This window comes from Traorella sp. mt218 (assembly GCF_055420025.1).
Map to the genome: position 1 here is coordinate 35,511 of NZ_JBVAYM010000005.1, position 24,240 is coordinate 59,750.

General features: G+C 41.1%; 27 protein-coding genes and 1 tRNA gene. 4 read left to right on the forward strand and 24 right to left on the reverse strand.

Going from position 1 to position 24,240, the window contains the following annotated elements; genetic code table 11:
* The 5 genes from ACZYT3_RS03875 to ybaK all read right to left on the reverse strand — a co-directional run bounded on the left by ACZYT3_RS03875 (position 1) and on the right by ybaK (position 3,793).
* Positions 1-534 carry a helix-turn-helix domain-containing protein gene (locus ACZYT3_RS03875; protein WP_294562369.1) on the reverse strand — a complete coding sequence of 178 codons (534 nt, stop codon included), beginning with the start codon at positions 532-534 and terminating at the stop codon, positions 1-3.
* Between the two features lie 181 nt (positions 535-715).
* On the reverse strand, positions 716-2,473 hold the full coding sequence (locus tag ACZYT3_RS03880; RefSeq protein WP_464087750.1) for an ABC-F family ATP-binding cassette domain-containing protein: 1,758 nt from the start codon (positions 2,471-2,473) through the stop codon (positions 716-718).
* Positions 2,474-2,547: 74 nt separating this feature from the next.
* Positions 2,548-2,856: a thioredoxin gene (gene trxA, locus ACZYT3_RS03885; protein WP_464087751.1), complete on the reverse strand. Its 309-nt coding sequence runs from the start codon at positions 2,854-2,856 to the stop codon at positions 2,548-2,550.
* 50 nt (positions 2,857-2,906) lie between these two features.
* Entirely contained in the window at positions 2,907-3,305 is a 399-nt protein-coding gene (locus tag ACZYT3_RS03890) for a PPC domain-containing DNA-binding protein (protein WP_294562364.1), read from the reverse strand.
* Between the two features lie 14 nt (positions 3,306-3,319).
* Positions 3,320-3,793 (reverse strand): Cys-tRNA(Pro) deacylase, encoded by a 474-nt coding sequence (gene ybaK / locus ACZYT3_RS03895; protein ID WP_464087752.1) that lies wholly within the window; start codon positions 3,791-3,793, stop codon positions 3,320-3,322.
* A gap of 56 nt (positions 3,794-3,849) precedes the next feature.
* Between ybaK and ACZYT3_RS03900 the strand changes: the two genes are divergently transcribed.
* Positions 3,850-3,925, forward strand: a tRNA-Thr gene (locus tag ACZYT3_RS03900).
* A gap of 697 nt (positions 3,926-4,622) precedes the next feature.
* Here the strand turns inward: ACZYT3_RS03900 and ACZYT3_RS03905 are convergent.
* The 5 genes from ACZYT3_RS03905 to ACZYT3_RS03925 form a co-directional block, all read right to left on the reverse strand.
* Positions 4,623-4,892, reverse strand: coding sequence for a helix-turn-helix domain-containing protein (locus ACZYT3_RS03905; RefSeq protein ID WP_464087753.1), 270 nt, complete (start codon positions 4,890-4,892; stop codon positions 4,623-4,625).
* 71 nt (positions 4,893-4,963) lie between these two features.
* Positions 4,964-5,137, reverse strand: a complete 174-nt coding sequence (locus ACZYT3_RS03910; RefSeq protein ID WP_464087754.1) for a cysteine-rich KTR domain-containing protein — start codon at positions 5,135-5,137, stop codon at positions 4,964-4,966.
* An 18-nt stretch (positions 5,138-5,155) separates the two neighbouring features.
* Positions 5,156-6,292: an MATE family efflux transporter gene (locus ACZYT3_RS03915; protein WP_464087755.1), complete on the reverse strand. Its 1,137-nt coding sequence runs from the start codon at positions 6,290-6,292 to the stop codon at positions 5,156-5,158.
* Positions 6,289-6,558: an MATE family efflux transporter gene (locus ACZYT3_RS03920; protein WP_464087756.1), complete on the reverse strand. Its 270-nt coding sequence runs from the start codon at positions 6,556-6,558 to the stop codon at positions 6,289-6,291. Before ACZYT3_RS03920 ends, ACZYT3_RS03915 begins: the two co-directional genes overlap by 4 nt.
* Positions 6,559-6,632: 74 nt before the next feature.
* Positions 6,633-7,061: a MarR family winged helix-turn-helix transcriptional regulator gene (locus ACZYT3_RS03925; RefSeq protein ID WP_464087757.1), complete on the reverse strand. Its 429-nt coding sequence runs from the start codon at positions 7,059-7,061 to the stop codon at positions 6,633-6,635.
* A 376-nt stretch (positions 7,062-7,437) separates the two neighbouring features.
* Here ACZYT3_RS03925 and ACZYT3_RS03930 point away from each other — a divergent pair, with 376 nt between their 5' ends.
* The 3 genes from ACZYT3_RS03930 (at position 7,438) to ACZYT3_RS03940 (ending at position 9,103) form a co-directional block, all read left to right on the forward strand.
* Entirely contained in the window at positions 7,438-7,677 is a 240-nt protein-coding gene (locus tag ACZYT3_RS03930) for a hypothetical protein (RefSeq protein ID WP_464087758.1), read from the forward strand.
* 208 nt (positions 7,678-7,885) lie between these two features.
* Complete coding sequence (locus tag ACZYT3_RS03935) at positions 7,886-8,713, forward strand: recombinase family protein (protein WP_464087759.1); 828 nt, start codon at positions 7,886-7,888, stop codon at positions 8,711-8,713.
* 144 nt (positions 8,714-8,857) lie between these two features.
* On the forward strand, positions 8,858-9,103 hold the full coding sequence (locus tag ACZYT3_RS03940; protein ID WP_294562356.1) for a hypothetical protein: 246 nt from the start codon (positions 8,858-8,860) through the stop codon (positions 9,101-9,103).
* 22 nt (positions 9,104-9,125) lie between these two features.
* Here the strand turns inward: ACZYT3_RS03940 and ACZYT3_RS03945 are convergent, their stop codons facing one another.
* The 14 genes from ACZYT3_RS03945 to ACZYT3_RS04010 form a co-directional block, all read right to left on the reverse strand.
* Positions 9,126-10,100 carry a D-alanyl-D-alanine carboxypeptidase family protein gene (locus ACZYT3_RS03945; RefSeq protein WP_464087760.1) on the reverse strand — a complete coding sequence of 325 codons (975 nt, stop codon included), beginning with the start codon at positions 10,098-10,100 and terminating at the stop codon, positions 9,126-9,128.
* A 60-nt stretch (positions 10,101-10,160) separates the two neighbouring features.
* Entirely contained in the window at positions 10,161-11,603 is a 1,443-nt protein-coding gene (locus tag ACZYT3_RS03950; protein ID WP_464087761.1) for an LCP family protein, read from the reverse strand.
* 70 nt (positions 11,604-11,673) lie between these two features.
* Positions 11,674-13,071 carry an NAD(P)H-hydrate dehydratase gene (locus tag ACZYT3_RS03955; RefSeq protein ID WP_464087762.1) on the reverse strand — a complete coding sequence of 466 codons (1,398 nt, stop codon included), beginning with the start codon at positions 13,069-13,071 and terminating at the stop codon, positions 11,674-11,676.
* 52 nt (positions 13,072-13,123) lie between these two features.
* Positions 13,124-14,179 carry an RIP metalloprotease RseP gene (rseP, locus tag ACZYT3_RS03960; protein WP_464087763.1) on the reverse strand — a complete coding sequence of 352 codons (1,056 nt, stop codon included), beginning with the start codon at positions 14,177-14,179 and terminating at the stop codon, positions 13,124-13,126.
* Complete coding sequence (gene dxr, locus ACZYT3_RS03965) at positions 14,179-15,333, reverse strand: 1-deoxy-D-xylulose-5-phosphate reductoisomerase (protein ID WP_464087764.1); 1,155 nt, start codon at positions 15,331-15,333, stop codon at positions 14,179-14,181. The genes rseP and dxr overlap by 1 nt, the downstream gene beginning before the upstream one ends.
* On the reverse strand, positions 15,330-16,094 hold the full coding sequence (locus tag ACZYT3_RS03970; protein WP_464087765.1) for a phosphatidate cytidylyltransferase: 765 nt from the start codon (positions 16,092-16,094) through the stop codon (positions 15,330-15,332). The genes dxr and ACZYT3_RS03970 overlap by 4 nt, the downstream gene beginning before the upstream one ends.
* The gene (locus ACZYT3_RS03975; RefSeq protein ID WP_294562344.1) at positions 16,091-16,789 is read right to left on the reverse strand and encodes an isoprenyl transferase; all 699 of its coding nucleotides are present in this window, start codon (positions 16,787-16,789) and stop codon (positions 16,091-16,093) included. The genes ACZYT3_RS03970 and ACZYT3_RS03975 overlap by 4 nt, the downstream gene beginning before the upstream one ends.
* Before the next feature lie 43 nt (positions 16,790-16,832).
* On the reverse strand, positions 16,833-17,405 hold the full coding sequence (gene frr / locus ACZYT3_RS03980; protein ID WP_294562342.1) for a ribosome recycling factor: 573 nt from the start codon (positions 17,403-17,405) through the stop codon (positions 16,833-16,835).
* Positions 17,383-18,087 carry a UMP kinase gene (pyrH, locus tag ACZYT3_RS03985; RefSeq protein ID WP_294562340.1) on the reverse strand — a complete coding sequence of 235 codons (705 nt, stop codon included), beginning with the start codon at positions 18,085-18,087 and terminating at the stop codon, positions 17,383-17,385. The genes frr and pyrH overlap by 23 nt, the downstream gene beginning before the upstream one ends.
* 70 nt (positions 18,088-18,157) lie before the next feature.
* Positions 18,158-18,742, reverse strand: a complete 585-nt coding sequence (locus tag ACZYT3_RS03990) for a YczE/YyaS/YitT family protein (RefSeq protein WP_464087766.1) — start codon at positions 18,740-18,742, stop codon at positions 18,158-18,160.
* Entirely contained in the window at positions 18,735-20,045 is a 1,311-nt protein-coding gene (murD, locus tag ACZYT3_RS03995) for a UDP-N-acetylmuramoyl-L-alanine--D-glutamate ligase (protein ID WP_464087767.1), read from the reverse strand. Before murD ends, ACZYT3_RS03990 begins: the two co-directional genes overlap by 8 nt.
* A gap of 1 nt (position 20,046) precedes the next feature.
* Entirely contained in the window at positions 20,047-21,006 is a 960-nt protein-coding gene (mraY, locus tag ACZYT3_RS04000; protein WP_464087768.1) for a phospho-N-acetylmuramoyl-pentapeptide-transferase, read from the reverse strand.
* Between the two features lie 4 nt (positions 21,007-21,010).
* Positions 21,011-22,345 carry a Mur ligase family protein gene (locus tag ACZYT3_RS04005; protein ID WP_464087769.1) on the reverse strand — a complete coding sequence of 445 codons (1,335 nt, stop codon included), beginning with the start codon at positions 22,343-22,345 and terminating at the stop codon, positions 21,011-21,013.
* Positions 22,330-24,234, reverse strand: coding sequence for a penicillin-binding transpeptidase domain-containing protein (locus ACZYT3_RS04010; protein WP_464087770.1), 1,905 nt, complete (start codon positions 24,232-24,234; stop codon positions 22,330-22,332). The genes ACZYT3_RS04005 and ACZYT3_RS04010 overlap by 16 nt, the downstream gene beginning before the upstream one ends.
* Positions 24,235-24,240: the final 6 nt, after the last annotated feature.

Here is a 24,240-nt window from a genome sequence, read left to right on the forward strand (position 1 = left end):
CTAAAATAGCGGTGGCGTCGTAATCCACAGCACTTTGGCAGGTGCACTGCTCACATTTTTGAGATAATGGGGATTCAAGCCCTTGATATAGAAGGTTTCTCCCTTACGCACAGTAATTTCTTTATCCCCATCTACTAGGATGACACGTCCGCTGAGAACAAACCCGAATTCTTCCCCATCATGCGGATCAAGCCGTTGGCTTTCGCCTCCTGTTTCAAGTTCAAGAAGAATCGGCTCCATTTCATTTTTCTGAGCATTGGGCACGATCCAGTTAATGATACAGCCGTCACGCTCATCAACAAAATAATCCTCCTTGGTAAATACGCTTTTTTCTTCCTGTTCCTCTTTGAAGAATGCCGCCAGCGTCGTACCTAAAGCCTCCAGTATATCGTTCAAGGTTGCGATAGAGGGGGATGTCAGATTTCTTTCCACTTGGCTCAAAAACCCTTTGGTAAGCTCGCTGCGGCTAGCCAGCTCCTCCAATGTCAATCCGTTTTTCGTCCTTAATCGTTTAATTTTCTGACCAATATCCATAGCCCCTCCCTTCTTGTTTAGTGATACTAAACAATTTGTTTTCTTAATCAAACCAATGTTATTATACAGAATTTTCAAATAAATGCAACACTATTTTAAATTTTTTGTTTAATATTTTAAACTTTTTTCATCCTGTTTCATTCTGACAAAAAAAAAGACGGCAATACCGTCCTAAAAAAACTTACTTATTCAAAGCAATCGCTTCTTCAATTTCCAACAGCTCAAGCCAGCGCTCATTTTTCTTCTCAATTTCTGCTTCTATCTCACTTCTTTTTTTAGAAAGCTCACCGATCCTTACAAAATCCTGTGTTTCATTCATTGCTTCATCAATATCCTGAAGCATTTTCTCAAGCTGCTTCAAAGCTTCCTCCATTCCTTCCAGCTCTTTTTTATCCTTACTTGAAAGGTATGGCTGATTCATTCGCTGCTGCTTTTTGATCTCACTATACGATTTCTTTTCTTTTACGACTTTCTCATTTTTTGAATGCCGGCTATAATAATCAGAATAGGTACCGATATAAGAGCGGATCGTTTTATCTTCAAAAGCAAAAATGTAATCACAGCAGCGGTCCAGAAAATAACGATCATGGGATACTACCATAACAGCACCATTAAAATGATCCAGATAATCTTCCAAGACATTTAATGTCTGGATATCCAGATCATTGGTCGGCTCATCCAGCAGCAATACATTTGGAGCAGACATCAGCACTTTTAAAAGATACAATCTTCTTTTCTCTCCGCCACTGAGATAACCGACGCGTGAATACTGTAAATGAGAATCGAATAAAAATCTTTCCAGCATCGCTTTAGCACTTAACCGTCCTTCATCCGTCACAAGATCATCACTGACCTCCATGATCACATCTCTGACAATCTTAGCATCATCCAGATCATCGCTTCCCTGTTTAAAATACCCGATCCTTACCGTTTCTCCTATTTCAATATTCCCGCTCGTCGGTGTCAGATCACCTGCAATCAGATTTAAAAGCGTGCTTTTCCCGCAGCCGTTATCACCGATGATCCCTATGCGATCATTGCGCTTTAAATGATAGGAAAAATCAGAAAAAAGCGTCGTATTGTTGATGCTCATGCCTAAATGATCGATCTCGATCGTTTTTTTGCCAAGGCGAGAAGAAGTGTGGATCAGTTCAACTTTGCCCGTCTGTTTAATTTTTTCAATGCCTGATAGCTTTTCAAAGCGAGCAATACGCTCCTTGCTCTTCGTGCTTCGTGCCTGTGCATTGGAACGGATCCACTCCAGCTCCACTCGCAAAAAAGCATTTCGTTTGCGCTCATTGGCAAGCGCTGCTTCTTCCCTTTGCTGCTTCAATTCAAGAAAGGCAGAATAATTCGCCTGATATTCATAAATTTTAGAACGATCGATCTCAATGATCTTATGAACGATCCTTTCTAAGAAATAACGATCATGGGTAACCATCACTAAGGTACGGTTCATCTTGATCAGATATTTTTCCAGCCATTCGATCATCTCATTATCCAAATGATTGGTCGGTTCATCCAGCAGCAAAAGATCACAAGGCTTTAAAAGAGCCACTCCCAAAGCAATTCTCTTACGCTGTCCTCCTGAGCAAGTACCAATCTTCTTATCCATATCCTCTATTTTTAATTTTGTAAGGACAGAACGAATTTCAAAATCCTCACATTTTGGTGCTCTCTCATGTACGACCTGAAAAATCGTATGATGATCGTCAAAATCATCCTCTTGTGCAAGATATGAAATTTGAAGATCACTCTTACAGATCATCTTTCCTTCATAATTTTCCTTACCCGCTAAGATCTTTAAAAAGGTGCTCTTACCGACACCATTCACACCAATCAGTGCTATCTTATCATTTTCTTCGATTGAAAAGGAAACCTTATCCAAGATACATTTCTCATTATGATACTTACTTATTTCACTTGCACTTATCAACATAACATCACCGTTTTCATCATACCACAACTATCATCAATCATCAAAAGAAAAAAGGCTTATCGCAAAGCCTTTATTTACAGAACCGCATCAATCATTGCTTTGATAGCAGGTTTTGGCTGATATCCGACAGCCTGTTTTACAATCTTGCCATCTTTCATCAAAACCAGGTTTGGAATCGACATAACCCCGTATTCACCAGCAAGTTCACCTTCCTGATCGACGTTGACCTTGACAAAATTGATCTGTCCCTCATACTCCATCGAAAGCTCTTCAAGCACCGGAGCTACCATCTTGCATGGTCCGCACCAGTCAGCGTAGAAATCGACAAATACAATGCCATTATTTTTGATTGATTCAAATTCTTCCTTGTTTACAATTCTCATTGTACATCCTCCTTTTGATGATTCTAGTATATCATATACCTTTTAAAATGCTAGTGTTTTGCCTTCATGACAATTTCATCATAGCCGGTTTTCTCATCAAATTCACGTGAAAATTCAAATTCATCCAATTCATGAAGAATAATTTCCGCCGTCGTATTGATAAGTGTCCCACTCATCAGATGTCCGCCAATCGTATGTCCGTCATCACCGCTTAAAGAAATATGCAAATGCACACCGTCTTTCGAAAGCGTACCCATGAGCGAAACGATTTCATAATGATTGACGTCATGAAAGAGTGTCTTGCCATCTGCCAAGCGAAAAGACGCTTCGTACACACAACCCACACAACAAGCCACATATCCTGCTTCAATATGATGTGCCTTGATATAGTCTTCAATGCTTTTCTTTAAATCTGATCCATAGATCAAACGAAATGCATGTGTTTTCATACAGACTCATCCTTTCATATAATACAAGCCATGAAAGCTTGTGTCACTTTCATAAAATCATTTACTGAACAGTGGATCTGACAGCCGATCTTACCGCCGCTGAAAATGATCGAATCAAGAGAAGCGGCAGTATCACTTAAGATAACAGGGTATTTTTTCTTCATGCCGATCGGTGAACAGCCACCTCGCACATAGCCCGTCAGTCCTAAAAGTTCATTGACATGAACCATTGCGATACTTTTTTCATGAACCGCTTTGGCACATTTCTTCAAATCCAGCTCATCCGCAACATTTACGACAAAGACATAAATCTTATTTGAAGCAGAACGAGCCACCAATGTCTTATAAACCATCCTGACATCCTGATGACATTTTTGCGCAACACTCAAGCCATCAATTTTTCCATCTTCAGCATCATAAGTATAAACTTCATATTTGATTTTTTGGGCGTCTAACTGACGCATCGCATTTGTCTTGATATTTTTCATATAAAGTATTATAAACATCTTTTCAAAAGTTTGCAAATACGTTATAATAATCACATGCCGACTTAGCTCCAACGGTAGAGCAACGCCATGGTAAGGCGGAGGTTGTGAGTTCGAATCTCATAGCCGGCACCATTTATAACTGAATAAACGAGTGATAAGCGATATATGCTTACAGCTCGTTTTTTCTTTATCAAGAAAAGAAAGATAATGGCTATAAAAACAATTAAAATGTTTAGTTTTACGCTGATAAGGAAGTATTCACAACAACTTATCACTAACGCTGACAGACAGGTTTGCAAACAGAGAGTTAATCACGTTCCCAAGTGGTCGGCTCTCTGTTTTTCTATTCTCATGTTGTTACGCAGTAGAACCTCATTTTTGAGTGTCTGAATAGAAAACCCTTACTCTTGATATTTTCGTGTCTGTGAGCGGCATAAATCAAGGCTTTTTTAGGCTCTATTGAGTAACATTACTATGGCAATTCATGTTATTATTTTAAAGGCTCAAAGATTATAAGGGATTTCGGTTTCCGGTGTTGGATTACCCGATGTCGGAAAATCCAATGCAATTAAATAAAGATATATAAAATAAAGATTAAACAATTACTCATTCCATTCCTTCCCTCAATTTCTAAGCTACCTACAAGCTGTTGGAATGGAAATAGAAATATAGAAATCATTATCTATTCATAAATCCATGCTTCATAGAGAGCGCAAGCGGTCTATCCGATTGCACTCTCTTAGCTACTCAAAAGCAAAGACAGAGAAAAACGTCAAAGACGCGAAGCGTGCATTTTATCCTTGACGTTTTTCTTTGACTTTGTTATCTGTTACCTATCGAAGCGAAATTGTAAGATTGCTTTGATTAACTGTGTTTCTAACCTGTCTTGAATATCTGCATTAAAATGCCCTTGAAATACAGAGCGATATTTTATGTACCCTCTGTAATGACGCAAGACAGCATTTACAGCTTCCGGCTCCCCGGCAACCGCTTTTTCAATGGTTTCAAAAGGTATACTCATGGGCGCAAACTTCCTGCAAAAAAGTAACTCTTTTTTTAACAATAGATTACACAAAATAGAATAACAGCCAATAAACATATTGATACCTCCAAACAAAAATAACAGAGCCAATAACCGCATTTGAAATCTGCGTGTTATCGGCTCTGCGTCTACGCGTCCGGCTCTTGGATAACGGATATATTCATCTGTTTTACATTGATTAAAGTTTCTCGTTTGCATTTGGGGCAGAATAATGGAAAATTTTTAAGTTCGGTGTCTTTACGTATCATTGTCCGGGTTTTATTGCCACAGATAGGACACAATATCCATTTCGTTTTATTCAATTTTTTTCTCCGATATACTTATACATTTTCCAGTTTCGCCGCAGTTGCTAACTGTGCGTCATTTTTTCTATGAGGAAGCGCTGGAAGCATTTTATATAAATGACGTTTTTCTCTTACAACAAGAATGACAGACAATAATAAAGCTAATGCGTCACTGACGGGTTGAGCAATAAAAATCCCATTGATACCCCATAATAACGGGAAAAGATAAATAAATGGTATCAAGAGCAAAATCTGTCTTAAAAATGTAATCACAATAGACGGGATTGGTTTTGCAATCGACTGAAAAAAGGTTGTTACAAGCATGACAAATCCTAAAATCGGTGTAATACAAAAGTTATTTCTCAATCCCACAACCCCAACTTTCAGCATTTCTTCCGTAGCACCAAATGCCAATAAAATATATTCCGGAAAGAACATCACGATAAGCCATACAATACACGTAATTCCCACTGAAAAAGCAGACGCCTGATACAAGGTTGCCATAACCCTTTTATAATTTCCTGCCCCAAAGTTATTTCCTACAATGGGCTGAATACCTTGACTGATACCACTTGCAGGCATAATCACAAAGGTCATAATACTTGCAACAACGGCATATACGCTAATTGCAGTATCTCCGCCATATTTTCCCAACTGTCCGTTATAGACTAAACTAATTAAGCCCATAGCCATTTGTGCAATCCAAAAGGCAAATCCACAGAATACGATTTCTTTCGATAGCTTGAAATTAAAATGGAATGTTTCTTTTTTGATTTCCACTCTTGTGTGTCCGTTCCAAACAAGATACATACCGAATAGTGTTGAGAAAATTTGTCCAATTACGGTAGCCCATGCCGCCCCTGTGACACCCCAACCCATAACTGCAACAAATACGGCATCAAGAATAATGTTGGTTACTGCTCCTATGCCGGTCACACACATACCCATAACAGGTTTTCCCGATACTCGGACGAAATCGCAGAAAACCTGTGTAAGCCCTTGAAACAAACAGACTAACGCAACAATTCGATAATATTCAAAGGCATACGGATAAGAGGTTTCTGTTACTCCGAAAATTTTCAAAATAGGATTTGCAAAAATCAGCAAAATTGCCGTCAATACAAGTTCAAAAATAACAACCAATATCAAAGCATTTCCAAAGGAAGCATTCATTTTTTCTGTTCACTTTTCCCTGCAAATAAACTGACCAAGGAAGAACCACCTGCACTGCAAGTAAGTCCAAATGCCATCATCATATAAGAAAGCGGAAAACAGATGGATAGTCCTGCCAAAGCAGAAGTTCCATTAAAGTTCCCCACAAAAATACGGTCAACAATATTATATATTGCCGTAATTAAAAGTGAAATTGCTGCCGGGATAGAATACTTCAAAATTAAGGGAAATAGTTTCCTCTGTGAAAATTGATTTTCGTTGTCCATAATAATTCCTCTCTTTCTATAAAGTTAGTTTCCTAAGTACATAGGTTGAGATTTAGGATAACCTATCTGGATATTCATTCAGACAGATTATCCATCATCTTTTCAATCACTTCAAAAAAAACCTTCATATCGTCTTCGGAAATTCCTTTTGTAAGTGTTTTTTCTAATGAAGTCAAATCCTCTACAACCTGTTGTTTATACATCAATGCCTTATCGGTCAAGACAATCTTCTTTAGACGATTATCGTAAGCAACAGGCTCTCGTCGAATAAGTCCATTTGCTTCCATTTGCTTTAATAGTTCTGTTGCCGTAGAGGGACGTATGCTAAATTCTTCTTCTATATCTTTTTGGAAAACATCTTCTGTTTGTGCAAGTAAAAAATGAAGTGTTCTCCCCTGTGACCCGCTAAACTCTTTTCTTGAAGAAAGCATATCTAATTTGCGGCGAAGTTTGTTAGAAAGTTTACTGACATACCTTGCTGCACTTTTTGTAAGTGAAATCATGCTACGCTCCTTTCTCTTAGTTTCCTAAGTAATTTTACATTTATTACAGCGCTCTGTCAAGTGCATTCCTACAAGCATTCTGATTTTAATAATTGGGTATTTTAAATGTGTCGCAAATTGCGGCATTTTACCTTCCATAACTTTGGCATTTTCCTAACTTTTTCGTATTAAGGAGTAAGAAAAGTTTTTTATAAAATTTTCTCAAAACTTCGGCAAAATCGCCTTGTTCGGTGTTGTAGGTAGTGAAAGGATTTTCAGAGGGTTTGGGAAACTTCCCAACAAGCAAAATGCAGGGCATTTTCGGAAAAGGATACTCTTTTCCTATGCTTGCTACGAAACTTATCACATTACAAATCAAAGAAAGGACGGGAAAGGAATGGAACGGAAACAAGAACAGGAAATAACAGATAATAGGCAGAAACAGGGCAATCCGGCAGATGAAACAGTGATTTATAAAATCGGCGGCACATTCTATGAAGTGTCTACCTCTTGCGGCGGCTCTGAACCGCTTTTTGAAAAGATGAAGCGGCTCATAAAATCAGAAAACCTTAAAACGCCTACTGCTATACAGAAATCTTTTTCGTTGAAAGAGATGTACGCTATATCGAATCAATGACGGCGTGGACAGTGCAAAGGGTGACAATGATTTTACCCCTTTCCGAAATCTGTTTAACGATTTCTACGCCAAAGATACCAGTAAAAAGGTAAGGGCAATCAAGCGGGCGCAAGGCATGGCAGGAGAACATCTGACAAAGCCGCCTTATGGCTATAAGGTAGACCCAAACGACAGAAAGAAATGGATTGTAGATGAAGAAGCCACCGTTGTGGTAAAGAGGATTTTTGATTTATGCGTTGCCAGAAACGGACCTATGCGGACAGCAAAAACTCTGAAAGCTGACAAAGTGCTGATAACACGCGCCCATTATGCGAAGCAGAAAGGGAAAACACTTCCCGATAATCCGTACAGTTGGAATGAAAGCACGATTGTAGCAGTTTTGGAGCGTATGGACTACTGCGGACATACGGTAAACTTCAAAAGCTATTCTAAATCCCACAAGCTGAAAAAGCGTATTCCCACCACAAAGGAGCAGCAGGCGATTTTCCGCAACACCCATGAAGCAATCGTTGAGGAAGCTGTCTTTGAACGGGTACAGGAATTAAGGGCAAATAAACGCCGCCCCACAAAGGCAGAGCGACAGGGAATGTTTTCCGGTTTAGTATTCTGTGCGGATTGTGGAAGTAAACTGCACTTTGCCACCTGCAAGAGCTTTGACGGTTCACAAGACAACTACCGCTGTGCAAGATATAAAAGCAATACAGGAGATTGTACGGCACACTTCATCAGAGAAGAAGTCTTGCGGAAAATCGTTCTTAACCGGATATTTGCCGTAACTGCCATGTTCTATGAGGACATCACTGCTTTTATGGAACTGATACAGAAGCAGCGGTTTGATGAAGCAGAAAAGGACATGAAACGCAAGCTGCGCGAGGCCGGACAGGCAAGAAAACGGATTGCAGAACTTGACCGGATTTTCAAGCGGATTTATGAGGACGACATCAACGGCACAATCAGCCATGAGCGGTTTTTGAAACTGTCCGCAGAATATGAAGCAGAGCAGAAAGAAGCCAATAAACAGGAAAAGACGGCATAGTCCTTGAATGGGGCTATACCGCCAAATTGAAAATATACTTCCTTGTAACCTAAAACCCTTGATTTGATCGGCTTTTTCTCTTTTTTTAATATCTTTAAAATTGATCTTGTTTATGTTAGTATTGACCATGAGGGAGTGGATTCAATGAAAGGTATTTTAGGTCTTTTTTCAACGTTTGTCAGCAAACAGATCTTTGGAGCAGTTTTAGGTGTTTTGGCAATCATTGCTTTTGTTTATTACGCTATGAAGAAAGATTATCAGCAATTGAGCGATCAGCATCTTATAGGAAAGATCGCACATAAATTCGGAAACCTTCCGGCTAAGCTATGTTTATTACTGCTGTTAGCTCTTTTGATCGTTTGTGCTTGGATGCTGCTATTCAATAAATAATAAAAATAACGACATTGCGTCGTTATTTTTCATGTAAAGAAGAAACAGCTTTCTCATCAACATGCATATCTTCATAATAAGCCTTATAAATACCAATCTGCTCATAAATGCTTTCGGCATCTATCATATGATATGGCATGGATACCGCAGCCCCATCCGCTTTGGCCGTGATCAACAGATACTCATTACCATCCACCTCAGCAAAGCTGGCCATGCATTGTCCGGCTTCTCCGGTATAACCTGTCTTGCCACCTAAAAAATCTACACGATTCTCTTTTTCGATTATGATACGATTTATGGTGCTTCTCATGAAAAGTCCCTGAGGATGACTTTGCGTTGGCTGCGAAAGATATTCAGAGGAAGTAAATATTTGTTTGAATGTTTCATTTTTTAAGGCATATCGCACAAGATAAGCTAAATCTTCCAGGGTTGTCATCTGTGCATCATCATGAAGTCCTGTTGAATTTACAAAATGCGTATGATTCATATTCAATTCCTGTGCTTTTTCATTCATCAGCTGTGCAAAAGCTTCTTCACTTCCGGCTACATAATTGGCCAAGGTGATCGAACATTCGGCTCCTGAAGGAAGAAGGATCCCATAGAGAAGATCGATGATCGGCACTTCATCATAAGCCTGAAAACCGGCAATTGAAGCATCCTGTTCATATAAATATGGATAGATATCTTCAGGTATGATGATTTTTTCATTAAGATCTTCTACATGTTCAATGATGACGATGGCAGTCATCATCTTTGTCATAGAGGCCGGATATATCGCATCCTGCATTTTTTTTGAGGCTAATATCTTTCCGCTTTCCATCTCCTCTAACAAGGCATATTGGCTATGGATATGGGAAAGATCTGCACTTAGGGCATATAAAAAGGTATCACTGCCTTTTGCCTTTTCAACAGGTATCAGCGAAGCTGCAGCTACCGTCACAAAAGCAATAACAAGCACCACTGAGAGATTACGTAAAAACTCGATTAGATTTTTCATAATTTCTATTCTAACAAATCCAGCCGTTTTTTCAAGAGAAAAGACCCTCATCGAGAGTCTTTATTCACTGCTTCCCTCTTTGACGGCCCTGATTTCTCCTAATACTCTTTCAAGAGAAGTTCCATCCGGATACATGACATAGGCATTGAAACCATTGGCAGGTGTCCAGTCCGTTCCTCCCGTACCGCTTAAAGCATCTGAAGTAATCGTCCAGCCACGCATGTCATTGAGCTGCATCTTGATCAATGCATTGATTTCGTCTTCACTCATATTTGTCTGGAAGGTACCACTGATGGCATCCAAAAACGAAAGATAATTTGTGATGATAGCAGGTGATGTTACCTTATCGATCATACCGATCAATACCCTTGTCTGGTTGGCAATACGAACATTATCACCGCCACCGAAAGAATAACGCTCTCTAGAGAAAGCTAAGGCCTGTGCTCCATTGAGATAATTGATGCCCTGATTAAACGTATAACCGCCGGCACTGAAAGCATATTCACTATTCACTTCGATGCCACCTAAGGCATCAACGATCTTTTCCAATGATGAAAAATTAATACGTATATAATAGTTAATATCAATGCCCATATAATTTGACACCGATTCGACCGTACAGTCAACACCGAAGATTCCCGTATGTGTCAGCTTATCTAACTGATTCGCCTGACATACCTGCGGAATATAATAATCTCTGGGAATATCAACGATAAAGATCTGATGTGTCGTTGGATTGACGGTCATGACCTTATTGACATCACTTCGGCCTACCGTAGAAATACTGCCGCTCTGATCGATACCTGTAATATAAACCGTAAATGGTTCAGAGGTCACATCAACATTCAATGAAATATCTTTTTGTTCCTCTTCATAGACATAACTTTTGATAACTCTGGTTTCTGTTGAGAAATCAGGATGATTCTCATCAAATTGACTTCTGAAAGCTTCATTAAGAATAATCGCTTCCACATCTCCATTATATAAAGCATCAGCAAAACGATCAAAGGAAACATAGTCCTGAATGTTAAAGGATGAATTTACTTCTCTGATTTCATCCAATGCTTTTTCAATATAGCTATAATCGCCTACATTGATATTTCCTATCGTCTGTGAAAGATCTTCGATCGATTCAATCGGGCTGTCATTCATGACAATGACGCTGATCTCAATTTTATCGGTATTGCTGGCAACAATACTTTTAATTGCTGAATTTGTTCTGTAGATATATACGCTTCCAAAGATCATGATGGCGCTGAGAATGGTCATGATGATCTTCCCTAGGGTCTTATTCGTCTTATGAATTTTTCCGGACATCTGCAGGCTGATAAATATCAGAACGATGATAAGTACAACGATTGCAATCACTGCATAATACATGAAAGGAAGCTTGTCCATAAGATACAGCAGTATCAGAAAGATAATGCTTATAAGTAAGAAAACAGCGGAAAAAATAATTTCAAGAGTATTTTTTTGCGGTTTTTTGGATTTACTTTTACTCATAATTTCTACCTCTATTCAAAACGTTTTTATTATAGCACAATTTTATATAAATACATCAAAAACCATAATTTTACACATTCTCAAATTTCTTCATCATCAAAGGGATTTCTTCGATGATCTTTGATGGCAACACCGTATGCATCTTTTGTGCACATAAATCCCCGATCGCACCATGCAGATAAACACCCTTACAGGCACTTTGCAACGGATCATATCCTTGGGCCAAAAGACTGACGATGATGCCTGAAAGCACATCACCGCTTCCTCCGCTTGCCATAGCACCATTGCCGCTCATGCAGCGATAGCTATGATGACCATCTGTAATTAGGGTACGCGGACCTTTCAAAACGACGATGACCCGGTACTTCTGCGCAAATTCAATGGCACTCATCGTAGGATCTTCCATATTTGGACAAAGCCGTTGAAATTCACCCAGATGGGGCGTTAATATGATAGGACGTCTGCCATCCAGCCAGTCCAGATGTGAAGCAAGAACGTTTAAAGCACCGGCATCAATAACAAGCGGCATCATGGTATGCTGAAGTACATATTTTAATAATTCTTCCCCGCCATCCAAACCACAGCCGATTAAGGCTGCCTGATAGCCTTCCATCAAAGAAAGCTGATCAAAGGTCGCATGAATGGCTTCGGGAACAGCCAATGAAGCAGCGCTCAGCACACTGGGTTCAGAACAAAGACAGGTAAGACCACAGCCGGTATAAACAGATGCCTTGGTGCTAAGCAAGGCAGCTCCCTGATATTTATTGCTGCCACAAATCAGAAAGCTTCTTCCGTAAGTATATTTATGCCCGTCATAGCTTTTCTTTTTAAAAGTAATCGTATCAAGACTTTCACAAAGCTGAATTTTATCTGAAAAATCTTCAACCTGTAACCGTTTGATGATGACTTCACCGGTATGTCTTTTCGCATCCGGATGAAAAAATCCCAGCTTACAGGCAAAAAAAGTAATAGTTTTAGTTGCTTGGATGCAGTTTTCAAAGCACGTTCCGCTGTCACTCTCCATCCCGCTTGGCACATCGACAGAAATGATAGGTATTGAAGAAGCATTCATTTTCTGTATCATGTCACCTTCTGTCCCTGACGGATTTGAATGACAGCCAAAACCAAAAATCGCATCAATGATCAGCTTGCTGCGATACATTTCTTCTTCCTCTACCAGCAGCCCTTGCTCAAGGCACTGCTGATGATAATAATTACATGCCTGACTTAAATGATCATGCTTGCAGGCAATGACCCCTACCTTCTTATTCATCTTTGAAAGCTTCAATGCCAAGGCATAGCCATCGGCACCGTTATTGCCTTTTCCGCATACGATACAAATATGATCTTCATCTGAAATTTCTTCCAATACACATGCTGCGGCTTTATCCACCAGCTCCTCAATCGTATGATCTTCAAGCAAGACCTCATCGATCTTTTTCATCTGTGCCCGACTGGCAATCAGCATACTACCACCTCACTTTTTTATTATAGCACAAAAAAAGGACAAAAATATGTCCTTAAAACAATCGTCCGATATCATTGGCAGTCGCAAATACCATCAGCAGGACGATCAATGCCAAACCTGCCAACATGATCGCTGTCTGTATCTTTTCAGATATGCGTCGTCCGATGAGCTTTTCAATGATAACGATAATGATCCTTCCACCATCAAGTATCGGAATCGGAAATAAATTAAAGATACCGATATTCAATGAAAGCAGGCCTACCCACAAGATCAAGGCATTCAGCCCTTCTGAAGCAACCTGACTGGTCGCCTGATAGATGCCGATCGGACCACTGACATCCTGCAGTCCTACACCGCGGATCAAATTGCCAAAGGCCTGGATGATCTGACCCATCATCTCAAACAGCATTTCAGCTCCGTAATAAAAGGATTCATACCAGGCAATGGCTCTTACCTTTGGCTGTGAATTAAAACCGACCAGATAACGCTGCAACGTTTCATCATATTGCGGTTCCACGACAAAATTGATCGTTTCTGAGCCGCGTTCGATCGTATATATCACGCTGCCGCCTGTGTAATTGCTCATTCCGTTAACCAGATCATCAAAGGTTTCCGGAATTATTTCTTCACCATCCGGAAGCACCATCTTTACGATACGGTCGCCTTCCATCATACCTACCGTTGCTGCCGGTGAATTTTCTACGACTGAACCGACGATCGGATCAGAAGGGGCACTCACATAGCCACGAGCCATGACAACACCAATAAAGATCGCAAAAGCCAATAAAATATTCAGCGTTGCTCCCGCAGCCATGACTACGACCTGTTTCCACGTCTTGATGCCATTGATCGTTCTCTCAAAAGGTATTCCCTCAATATCACTGCCTTCTTCACCTGCCATCTGCACATAGCCTCCCAGCGGTAAAGCACGAATTGAGATCGTCGTTTCTGATTTTTTATATTGATAAATGGCAGGTCCCATACCTATCGAAAATTCAGAACAATAAACACCGAATTTTTTCGCCGCAATCAAATGTCCCAATTCATGAATGATGATAATGATCGACAAGACGACCACAAAAACGATAAACGATATAAGTATATCCATTAAAATCCACCTTTCAGTAAATCATTTACATAAGCTTTTGTATAAGTATCTGTTTTATAAATATCTTCTAAAGATGCATCACTCTTATATTCAATATTTTCTAAGGCTTTCATGATCAGCTTCTCTATATCCAAAAATGCGATCCTTCCTTCTAAAAAGGCACCAACAGCTACCTCATTGGCTGCATTTAAAACAGCACAGGCATTGCCCTCTTTTCTTCCGCAATCATAAGCTGTTTTCAATAAAGGAAAACGTTCGACATCCACTTTTTCAAAATGAAGGGCATGGATGGCACTCAGATCACAAACTTCTCCGTTGACCAGTTCATCACGATTCGGATAACTGAGCGCATATTGTATCGGCAAACGCATATCTGCCGTTCCCATCTGTGCCAAAAGTGCCGTATCCCTTGTCTGTATCAAAGAATGGATGATACTTTCACGATGAATCAGAACATCAATATGATCATAATCCATATCAAACAAATAATGAGCTTCAATGACCTCAAAGCCTTTATTCATCAAGGTTGCGCTATCAATCGTAATCTTAGCTCCCATCTGCCAGTTTGGATGCGAAAGAGCTTCTTTTACGGTTACGTTTGCTAATTCATCACGTTTTTTATCGCGGAAGCTTCCGCCGCTGGCAGTAATGATCAGCCTGTCGACATCACTGCGCCGCACTCCCTGAAGACATTGAAAAATAGCAGAATGCTCACTGTCGATCGGTGTGAGCTGCACCTGATATTTCTCGATCGACTCGCGGACAAATCTTCCGCCGACGACCAGGGTTTCCTTATTGGCCAAAGCAATATTTTTATGATGTTCGATCGCGCATAAGGTAGGTCTTAATCCGACAAAACCCACCAAGGCATTGACCACCCAGTCACCTTCCTCTAAGCTTACAAGCTCCAAAAGGCCTTCATCACCACTTGTGAAATGCACCTGTGGATACTGCTTTTCAAGCAGCTTCTGATCTTCATAGCTGCCGACACAGACATATTTTACCGGCCATTTTGCCAGTATCTTATGCACTGCTTCAATTCTTTTGCCTACACTGAAGGCAATCAGCTCATAGTGATCGGGATGATGCCCGATCACATCCAGCGTCTGGGTCCCAATAGAGCCACTGGCACCCAACAAAATTATTTTTTTCATAGTACCACCATCATCAGAAAATAAAAACAAACCAGATTAAACAGCAAGGAATCTACCCGATCTAAAATACCGCCATGTCCCGGCAGAAGATTTCCAAAATCCTTGATGTTGTAACAACGCTTGATCGCAGAAAAGGCAAGATCGCCGATCTGTCCAAAAATCGGACAGAAGATTCCTGCCAGAAGCACAAGCAAGAATTCTTTCTCATACATGAATAATTTCCAAAATAACAAGGAAAATAAAAATCCGAACACCCATCCGCCAACGCTTCCTTCAATCGTTTTCTTAGGTGAGATCCGTTCATTCAGCTTATGTTTTCCGAAAAAACGTCCGCATAAATAAGCAAATGAATCACAGCTGTAAGTAGCCACGATGATCAGTGTCATATAACGTGGCCCCAGTGCATAAATCTCCTGCACGGCATTTCCCACAAGAATAAAAAAGGAAATAAAGCTCATGCAGATGAAGGAGTCCTTAGGTGTAAAACGCACATGCCATACAGGCAGGGCCAACAGAAAAAGATCAATAACACCCACATAGGCAAATACAAGCCTGGATGGGATATACAGACCGATCCACTCCGATAAGATCAGTATCATGACAAATGACAAAGGAAGACGATCATCCGCCAGTTTTGAAAATTCATAAGTACCGCCGGCCACGATAAATAAAATGAGTCCTTCCATATAGATACCGCCAAATATCAGACAAGGAATGACGACGGCCAATATGGCGATCATGGTCAATATACGAGTTTTCATTTCAAACCTCCAAAACGACGATTGCGATGATGAAATTCCTCGATGCATGCATCAAACTGATTTTCATCAAAATCCGGCCAAGCACATGGAACAAAGATCATTTCCGCATAGGCGATCTGCCATAACAAAAAATTGCTCACCCTGATTTCACCGCTTGTTCTGATCAGAAGATCAACATCACTTGTTTCACTCATCAGACAGGCAGCAAGGGTATCTTCATCAATTTCAGATATTTCCTTATTTTGAAGCTTTTCAGCTGCTTTTCGGGCAGCCAGTACGATTTCCCTGCGCCCTCCGTAATTCACGGCCAGACAAAGATTCAGCCCCGTATTCCCGGCTGTCTGTTCAACAGCATCCAATATGATGCGTGCCGTATTTTTCGGAAAACGCTCGATTTCGCCAATATAGGTAACACGAATATTTTCTCTTTTCAATTCTTCGATATATTTTTTGAAAAACATCGCCGGCAGTTTAAAAAGATAATTCTTTTCTTCCTCCGGGCGTGCCCAATTTTCAGTTGAAAAAGCATAAAGCGTCAAGCTTTTGACATGATTTCTGTTAGCATGCAAAGCAATGCGGCGCACATTTTCGCTGCCCGCCAAATGACCGGCAGTACGCGGTTTATGCTGAGCCTTGGCCCATCGTCCATTACCATCCATGATAATAGCAATATGTTCAGGATATTCAAGTGACATGGCCTTTCCTCCTTAAAGCAAAACCCACATGGTGTGGGTATTTTTAAATTGACATGATTTCTTTTGATTTTTCAGCAACGATTTCATCCACCTTCTTGGTGAATTCATCGGTCAGCTTCTGTACCTTCTCATTCGCGCGTTTAACTTCATCCTCTGTCAGCTCTTTATTCTTCTTGATGCTGTCATTGGCTTCACGGCGGATATTACGGATCGCCACCTTGGCATCCTCGCCTACCTTGCCGGCATCTTTGCTGAGCTCACGACGCGTTTCCTCTGTCAGCTGAGGAACATTCAGACGAATCACATCACCGTCATTCATCGGTGTAAGACCGATATTAGCGGCATTGATCGCCTTTTCGACATCTTTTAAGATCGTCTTATCATAAGGTTTTATCACCAGCTGACGGCCTTCAACGACGCTGATGGAAGCCATCTGATTCAACGGAGTCGGACTTCCGTAATATTCAACCTCCACTCTTTCCAGAATGTTAGGATTGGCACGTCCTGTACGAATCTGAGCCAAATGACTCTGTAAGGTATCAATTGCCTTGTTCATTTTTTCTCTTGCCTGATCTAATGTCTGTTGCATACTCTCACTTGCTGATGGTCGTTCCATCAACTTCTCCTTTCACTGCTTTTAATATATTTCCTTCTTTATTCATATTGAATACGATCAAATCGACATTATTATCCATACACATGCTTGTCGCTGTAACATCCATCACATGAAGATTCTTGTTGATCAGCTCCAGATAGGTCAGCTTCTCGTATTTGACCGCATCGCTTACCACTTTCGGATCGGCGCTGTAAACACCATCCACACCGTTTTTAGCCATCAAAATGACATCAGCCTTGATCTCACTGGCTCTTAAGGCCGCTGTCGTATCCGTTGAGAAATAAGGATTTCCCGTACCGGCACCGAATATAACGACCCTTCCCTTTTCAAGATGACGCAGGCACTTTCTCAATATATAAGGCTCTGCCACCTTATTCATCGAAATGGCTGTCTGGACTCTTGTCGGAACACCGATCTGTTCCAAGGCATTCTGAACGGCTAACGCATTGATGACCGTAGCCAGCATCCCCATATTATCAGCCTGTGTTCTTTCCAGTCCCATTTCCTCGCACACCTTGCCGCGAATAAAGTTACCGCCACCGACAACGATCGCCAGCTCTATTCCCGTATCATGTACCTCTTTAATTTCCTGCGCCAGCTTGCGCAGCACCTGCGGATCGAACGCATGCCCTTTGGAAGAGAGGGCTTCTCCGCTTAGCTTCAATAAGACTCTTTTATACATAATTGTTCTCCTGACTTATTCTAACCTTTTTTATTATACTAGAAAAAGCCATGTTTCTCAACACTCAAACCTATTTTTCATCAATTTGTCGCAGCAGCGTATGAAAAATCTGCATCAGAAAACCCAATGAAAGCACGCTGACCACCGGACCGAGATTCAAGGAAGCCCCTAACGCGATTCCCATGATCACAAGCAGCAGATCAATGGACGAGCGCACGAGCCTTATTGAATATGAGGTCTTATTGACGATCCCAAACACAAGACCATCAAAGGCACCCCTGCCAAAATCAGCACTGCCATAGTAAACGATACCTCCCGCCAAAAGCACCAGTCCTGTCATCAGCAACAAGAAACGGATAAAAAAGACATCACTTTCAAACAGTAACAATGAACTTAACAGGTCCATTGACAAAGAAACCAATACAGAATTGACAAGCGTACCGATTCCCAGCTGCGTCCGATCAATAAATAAAAGCATCAGGATGATGACTGCACTTACCACAAGATTCGCCATTCCATAGCTCATTCCGCTTTGAAGATGAATACCTTCCCAGAAAAGAGCCATCGGATCAACTCCAAAGCCTCCCTTCATGGCAATCGCAATACCGCTGCCCATGATGAGCGAGCCTGAGATCAGGCGACAGACCCTACGCATGAATGATCCTTAAACAGGCATTACGGAATAAATCCCCACGCTGTTCATAGTTATCAAACTGATCATAGCTGCTGCAAGCAGGCGAAAGCAGGATCACGTCACCCGCTTGTGCCGTTTCAAAGGCCTTATCAAGTGCCTCCTGCATCGTTTCACACACCGTTGAATGACTAAATTCACGAGCAAGCTTTTCCCTGGTCTGGCCAAAGGTAAACGCATGCTTCACCCGATCATCATAATCATGCATCTCATCAAAACTGATGCCCTTATCCTTGCCTCCCGCAAGCAGCAGGATATTCTTTTCAAAAGACGCCAAAGCAATGCAGGCAGCCTGTGTATTGGTCGCCTTCGAATCATTATAGAAAGAAATACCGTCTTTTTCACCGATATATTCAATACGATGTTCGATTCCTTTAAATTCTTTTAAGGCCTTTTCGACATCCTCATAAGAAACCCCCATCTTGATGGCCATGGCCGCCGCAATCATGGCATTGCTGACGTTATGCTCACCTACGACCTTAAGATCTTTCACATAAAACAGATGCTTTCCTCTCAAAAAAGCTTCCCCATTTGATATATAGAGATCCACATCCTGGCGCTTCAATGAAAAATCAATGATCTCACATTGAATATCCTTTGCATAATGCATCACGGTTTCATCATCCACATTCCGTAAAAACCAGTCATCTTCTTTTTGATTCATGGCAATACGCATCTTAGATGCATAATAAGATTCCAGCGTCGGCATATAATCCAGATGATCCGGAGCCAGATTACAGACAACGCTCACTTCAGGACGAAAGCATTCAATTCCCAAAAGCTGGAAATTGCTTAACTCAAGGGCAATATCTTTTTCTTCATCCTCATGTTCCAAAACGATCTCACTTAAAGGCGTACCGATATTTCCGGCGGCCAAAGCCCTGTGATTCATTTTCAGGCAGGCATAAAGCATGCTTGTGATCGTTGTCTTGCCATTCGTACCCGTTACGGCACCGTAATGGAATTTTTTCGCATAGCAATAAGCAATCTCAATTTCCGTATAGATCTTCATATGATTTCTGACAAAGTAATCAATGATATCCACATTGTAACGAATTCCCGGATTTTTTACGACAAATTCATACGTCGTATTTTTCAATTCTTCGGGATGTCCCTGATCATAAACAGTTATTCCGATCTTTTCCAATTCTTTTTTTTCTTTGATTTCTTTTTGATCCGTCAAGATGACCTCATAGCCATGACGCTTTAATAGTCTGGCTGCCGCAATACCGCTTTTAGCCGCTCCGATCACTAATACCTTTTTCATATCACAGGACCCCCATCAGATAACCCACACACGCAAAGACAGCCTCAATGCACCAAAACATCAACACGACCTGCTTTTCATTCATGCCGCCTAATTCAAAATGGTGATGCAAAGGAGCCATTCTAAAAACTCTTTTCCTTGTCAGCTTAAAAGAAGTCACCTGAATGATCACGCTTACTACTTCTAACACAAAGATACCACCGATGACTACCAGAAGGATCTCCTGCTTCAAAACCATCGCTACCGCAGCCAGCAAGCCTCCTAAAGCCAAACTTCCGGTATCACCCATAAATATCTTAGCCGGAAAGAAGTTGTTCTTCAAATATGCCAGCAGACTACCGAAAACTGCCATCAGGAATACCGCTAATCCATATTCTCCCTGAGTGATCGAAAATAAGATAAACGGTGCCAGTGCGATCAATACACAGCCGCTGCTTAAACCATCCAGACCATCCGTCAGATTCACGGCATTGCTTTCTGCCGTAAACATGACCAAGATCAGCACGAAATAGAACCATCCCAAATTAATTTCAAGATGCGTAAACGGAATCAGAATTCCCGTTGAAGAAACATTGCGATACATAAAGAAGATGATAACAGCCAAAATAGTCTGCATCAAAAACTTTGCCGATGGTGACAACCCGTCATTATTCTTTTTCACAACGATCAGGAAATCATCAATAAAACCGATCAGAGAGTAGCCCACATAAGAAATGATCACGATCTGTATCTTTGTGTTTAAAAGTGCCTGCGGCATCAATAAAGCTAACACCGCTATCGGTACCAGCACAAAGACAAAGCCTCCCATGGTCGGCGTACCTTTCTTTTTAAGATGGCTTTGCGGGCCATCCTGACGGATGCTCTGTCCAAATTTAATTTTATGTAGAAAGGGAATCACCAAAGGATAGATTCCCAAAGACACTACAAGACTTATGACCAAAGCTAATATAAATATCTGCATAAATTCAACCTCTTTCACACTGGCATATACATGCCTTATCATTATAAGGAGTTTTAACTCCCTTGGCAATCAAAAATTGTTCATTTCCTTTGCCCGCCAACAATATTATATCATTGAACTTTGATAAGACAAATGCTTTACGAACCGCCTCTTCTCTTTTTTCAATGACCGTGACATTACGAAAACGCTCCAGCCTCATATCCTTCACGATATCCTCGAAAGGCTCATTGCGGCTATTATCCTCCGTAACGATTACCTCATCACATACAGAAGCAGCGATCAAAGCCATAGGTGCCCGCTTTTTATGATCTCTTTCACCCCCGCACCCAAACACACAGATCAGCCGTTTTTCCGCATGCTTCTTTAAAAACATGCATACTGCTGCCAATGAATCCGGCGTATGCGCATAATCGATCACGATGCTGCGCAAGGCCAATTCAAAGATCTCCATCCGTCCGTCAACCGGCCTTAATCGTGATATCAGAGGAACACAGCGTTCAAGCTCGATATCCATGCTTTTTAAACATGCTAAGACAGCACCAAGATTCATGATCGTATGTTCACCTGCCAGATATGCCACAAAATCAACTCCTTGGGCAGAAAAATGACATTCATGCAATGAACTGACTTGTTTTCTCAGCTGAAAACGGCCTTTTATACCATAAGGTATGACCCTTTCTCTTTCAAATTGAATCATGCGCCGCAGATTCAACTGATCATAGTGAAGCAATATCTTACCTTTTTGCTTCAAATAAAACCGCAGCTTAAACTTCGAATACTGATAATGCGTAAAGGTAAGATGATAATCAAGATGCTCAGGAGTAATATTGGTATAAATGATACGATCAAAGCGGATAAACGCCAAACGATTTTCCTCAATGGCATGTGAAGAGGCTTCCATGATGATACAGTCGATCTTATCACGATATTTTAAAAAAACTTTTAAATTATCCATCACATTCATCGTCGTATTATCGCTTTCCACCAGCTTTTCTTCAAATTCATTCACTTGGGTTCCCAAGCGAATACAGCGATACCCCAGCATCGTCAGCATCTGCTTGAGAAAATGGGTCACGCTGGTCTTGCCATTGGTCCCTGTAACTCCGATGACAAAATAATGGGCACTGGGATCATCATAGAAAAAGCGCAGCAGCTCCCCCAGATATTTTTCCTCAACCACATAAGCCTTTCTTGCCAAAGCATCTTCTCGATACCGGTCACCTGCATAAATACTGTTTTCATCACATTCCCTTGAATCATGGCTGACATTATAAATCAGCCGCTGTTCTTCGCTATCCAGACCAATAGCCTGCAGACATTCTTTTAACTGTCGAGGCATACTAACACCACCTTTCCGTTTTCCTGAAGATATGTTCTGGCTGAGGGATATTGTTCGACGACCTTATCGCCATCACCAATGATTTCAAATTCCAATCCCTCTTGAATACAATCTTCTTTGGACATTCCGATAAAATCTTCCACTTGGATCATTTTCGGATCCAGCCACGTTGTTTTTTTAGGAATCTGCATTTCAGCTTTTTCTATTTCTAAATAAGGCAATATATCCTCATACATATTTCTGACGACAGGTGCTACTACCGTACCGCCATATTGGATATTATTCTGTGGGGAATCACAGGCCACATAAATGACGATCTTCGGATCATCCATGGAAGCAGCACTTAAAAAAGAAAGTACATATTCATTGCTTAAGTAGGCACCGTTGACAGCCTTTTGCGCCGTACCGGTCTTACCGCCGATCTTATAGCCGTAGATATAGGAATTCTTACCGCCGCCATTCGCTACGACACTCTCTAACGCAATCCGCATCAGAGCACTCGTTTCTTCAGAAATGACCGTTCCCTGGCTTTCCGGCTGTTTCTCATACAATATTTCACCTGTCAAAGGATTTGCGATGGAGGAAACGATATAAGGCTTATAAAGCGTACCCCCATTGATGACAGCACTAAATGCCCGTACCAGCTGTAAAGGTGTCGCACTGATTCCCTGGCCAAAAGCAACAGTGGCTGTTTCTACGGGTCCCATGACATCATAATCAAACATGATACCGCTGCTTTCTCCCGGAAGATCGATCCCTGTTTTCTTACCAAAGCCAAAATTCATGACATATTCATATAATCGCTCTTTTCCAAGACGGCGGCTGATCTCCACAAAGCCCGGATTGCTTGAGTTTTCTAATACCTCAAGAAATGTCTGCTGGCCATGACCGCCCGCCTTCCACGATTTGATACGTGCCCCCTCTACGATCTCATAACCCCGGTCATAATACGTATCTTTATACATATCAAAGCACTTTTCTTCAAGTGCGCTGGCAAAAGTAATGCTTTTAAAGGTAGAACCCGGTTCAAAGGACATCCAGATCGGTAAATTCCGATTCAAGGTTTCAATATCATAATTCTGATATTCATTCGGATCAAAATCAGGCTTGCTGACCATCGCCAAAATAGCGCCGGTATTAGGATCCATCGCAATGGCCAAAGCGCTTGTCGGCTGGTATTTCAGCATCATCAGATTCATTTCCCGCTCTACGATCGACTGGATCGTGGAATCAATACTTAAAATGAGATCATTTCCATACCCATAATGAACGACCTCCTCTTCCAGTGCCAACAAATTCCCCTTGGCATCAAAGGATATTTTCAAATCACCGCTTTCGGCTTTTAAATATTCATCATATTCCAATTCAAGTCCGCTCAGTCCCTGATGATCGATCCCACAAAAACCTATGACCTGTGAAAGATAGGCTTTGTTCGGATAATAACGCTTTGAATCCTGAACGAGAATGATCCCTTCCAAATCAGCTTCCATGATCTTATTTCGCTGTTCATCACTGATATTCCTGCCTTCCGGCTGCAATTTTTGCGTGGATACCCGCTTCTCTAATTTTGCTAATAAAGCTGCTTCATCACATTCTAAGATCTCACTGAGCACTTTTGCGGTATGAGCGGTATCCTTGATCATTAAAGGCACTGCCATCACGCTGGTACTGGGCATATTAACAGCAAGCACTTTCTGATCACTGCTATAAATCGTGCCTCTTTTCCCGGATATCTTAAAATCACGCTGCCAAAGGTTCTCCGCTCTTTCTAAAATCGTCGCATGATGAAAAAGCTGTTCATACATGAGCTTGAAACAGATCAATAAGAAAACAGCTCCAATGACAACTCGTACAAGACGCATTCTTTTTAAGTTCATTTCTCTTTGCATGCTTCA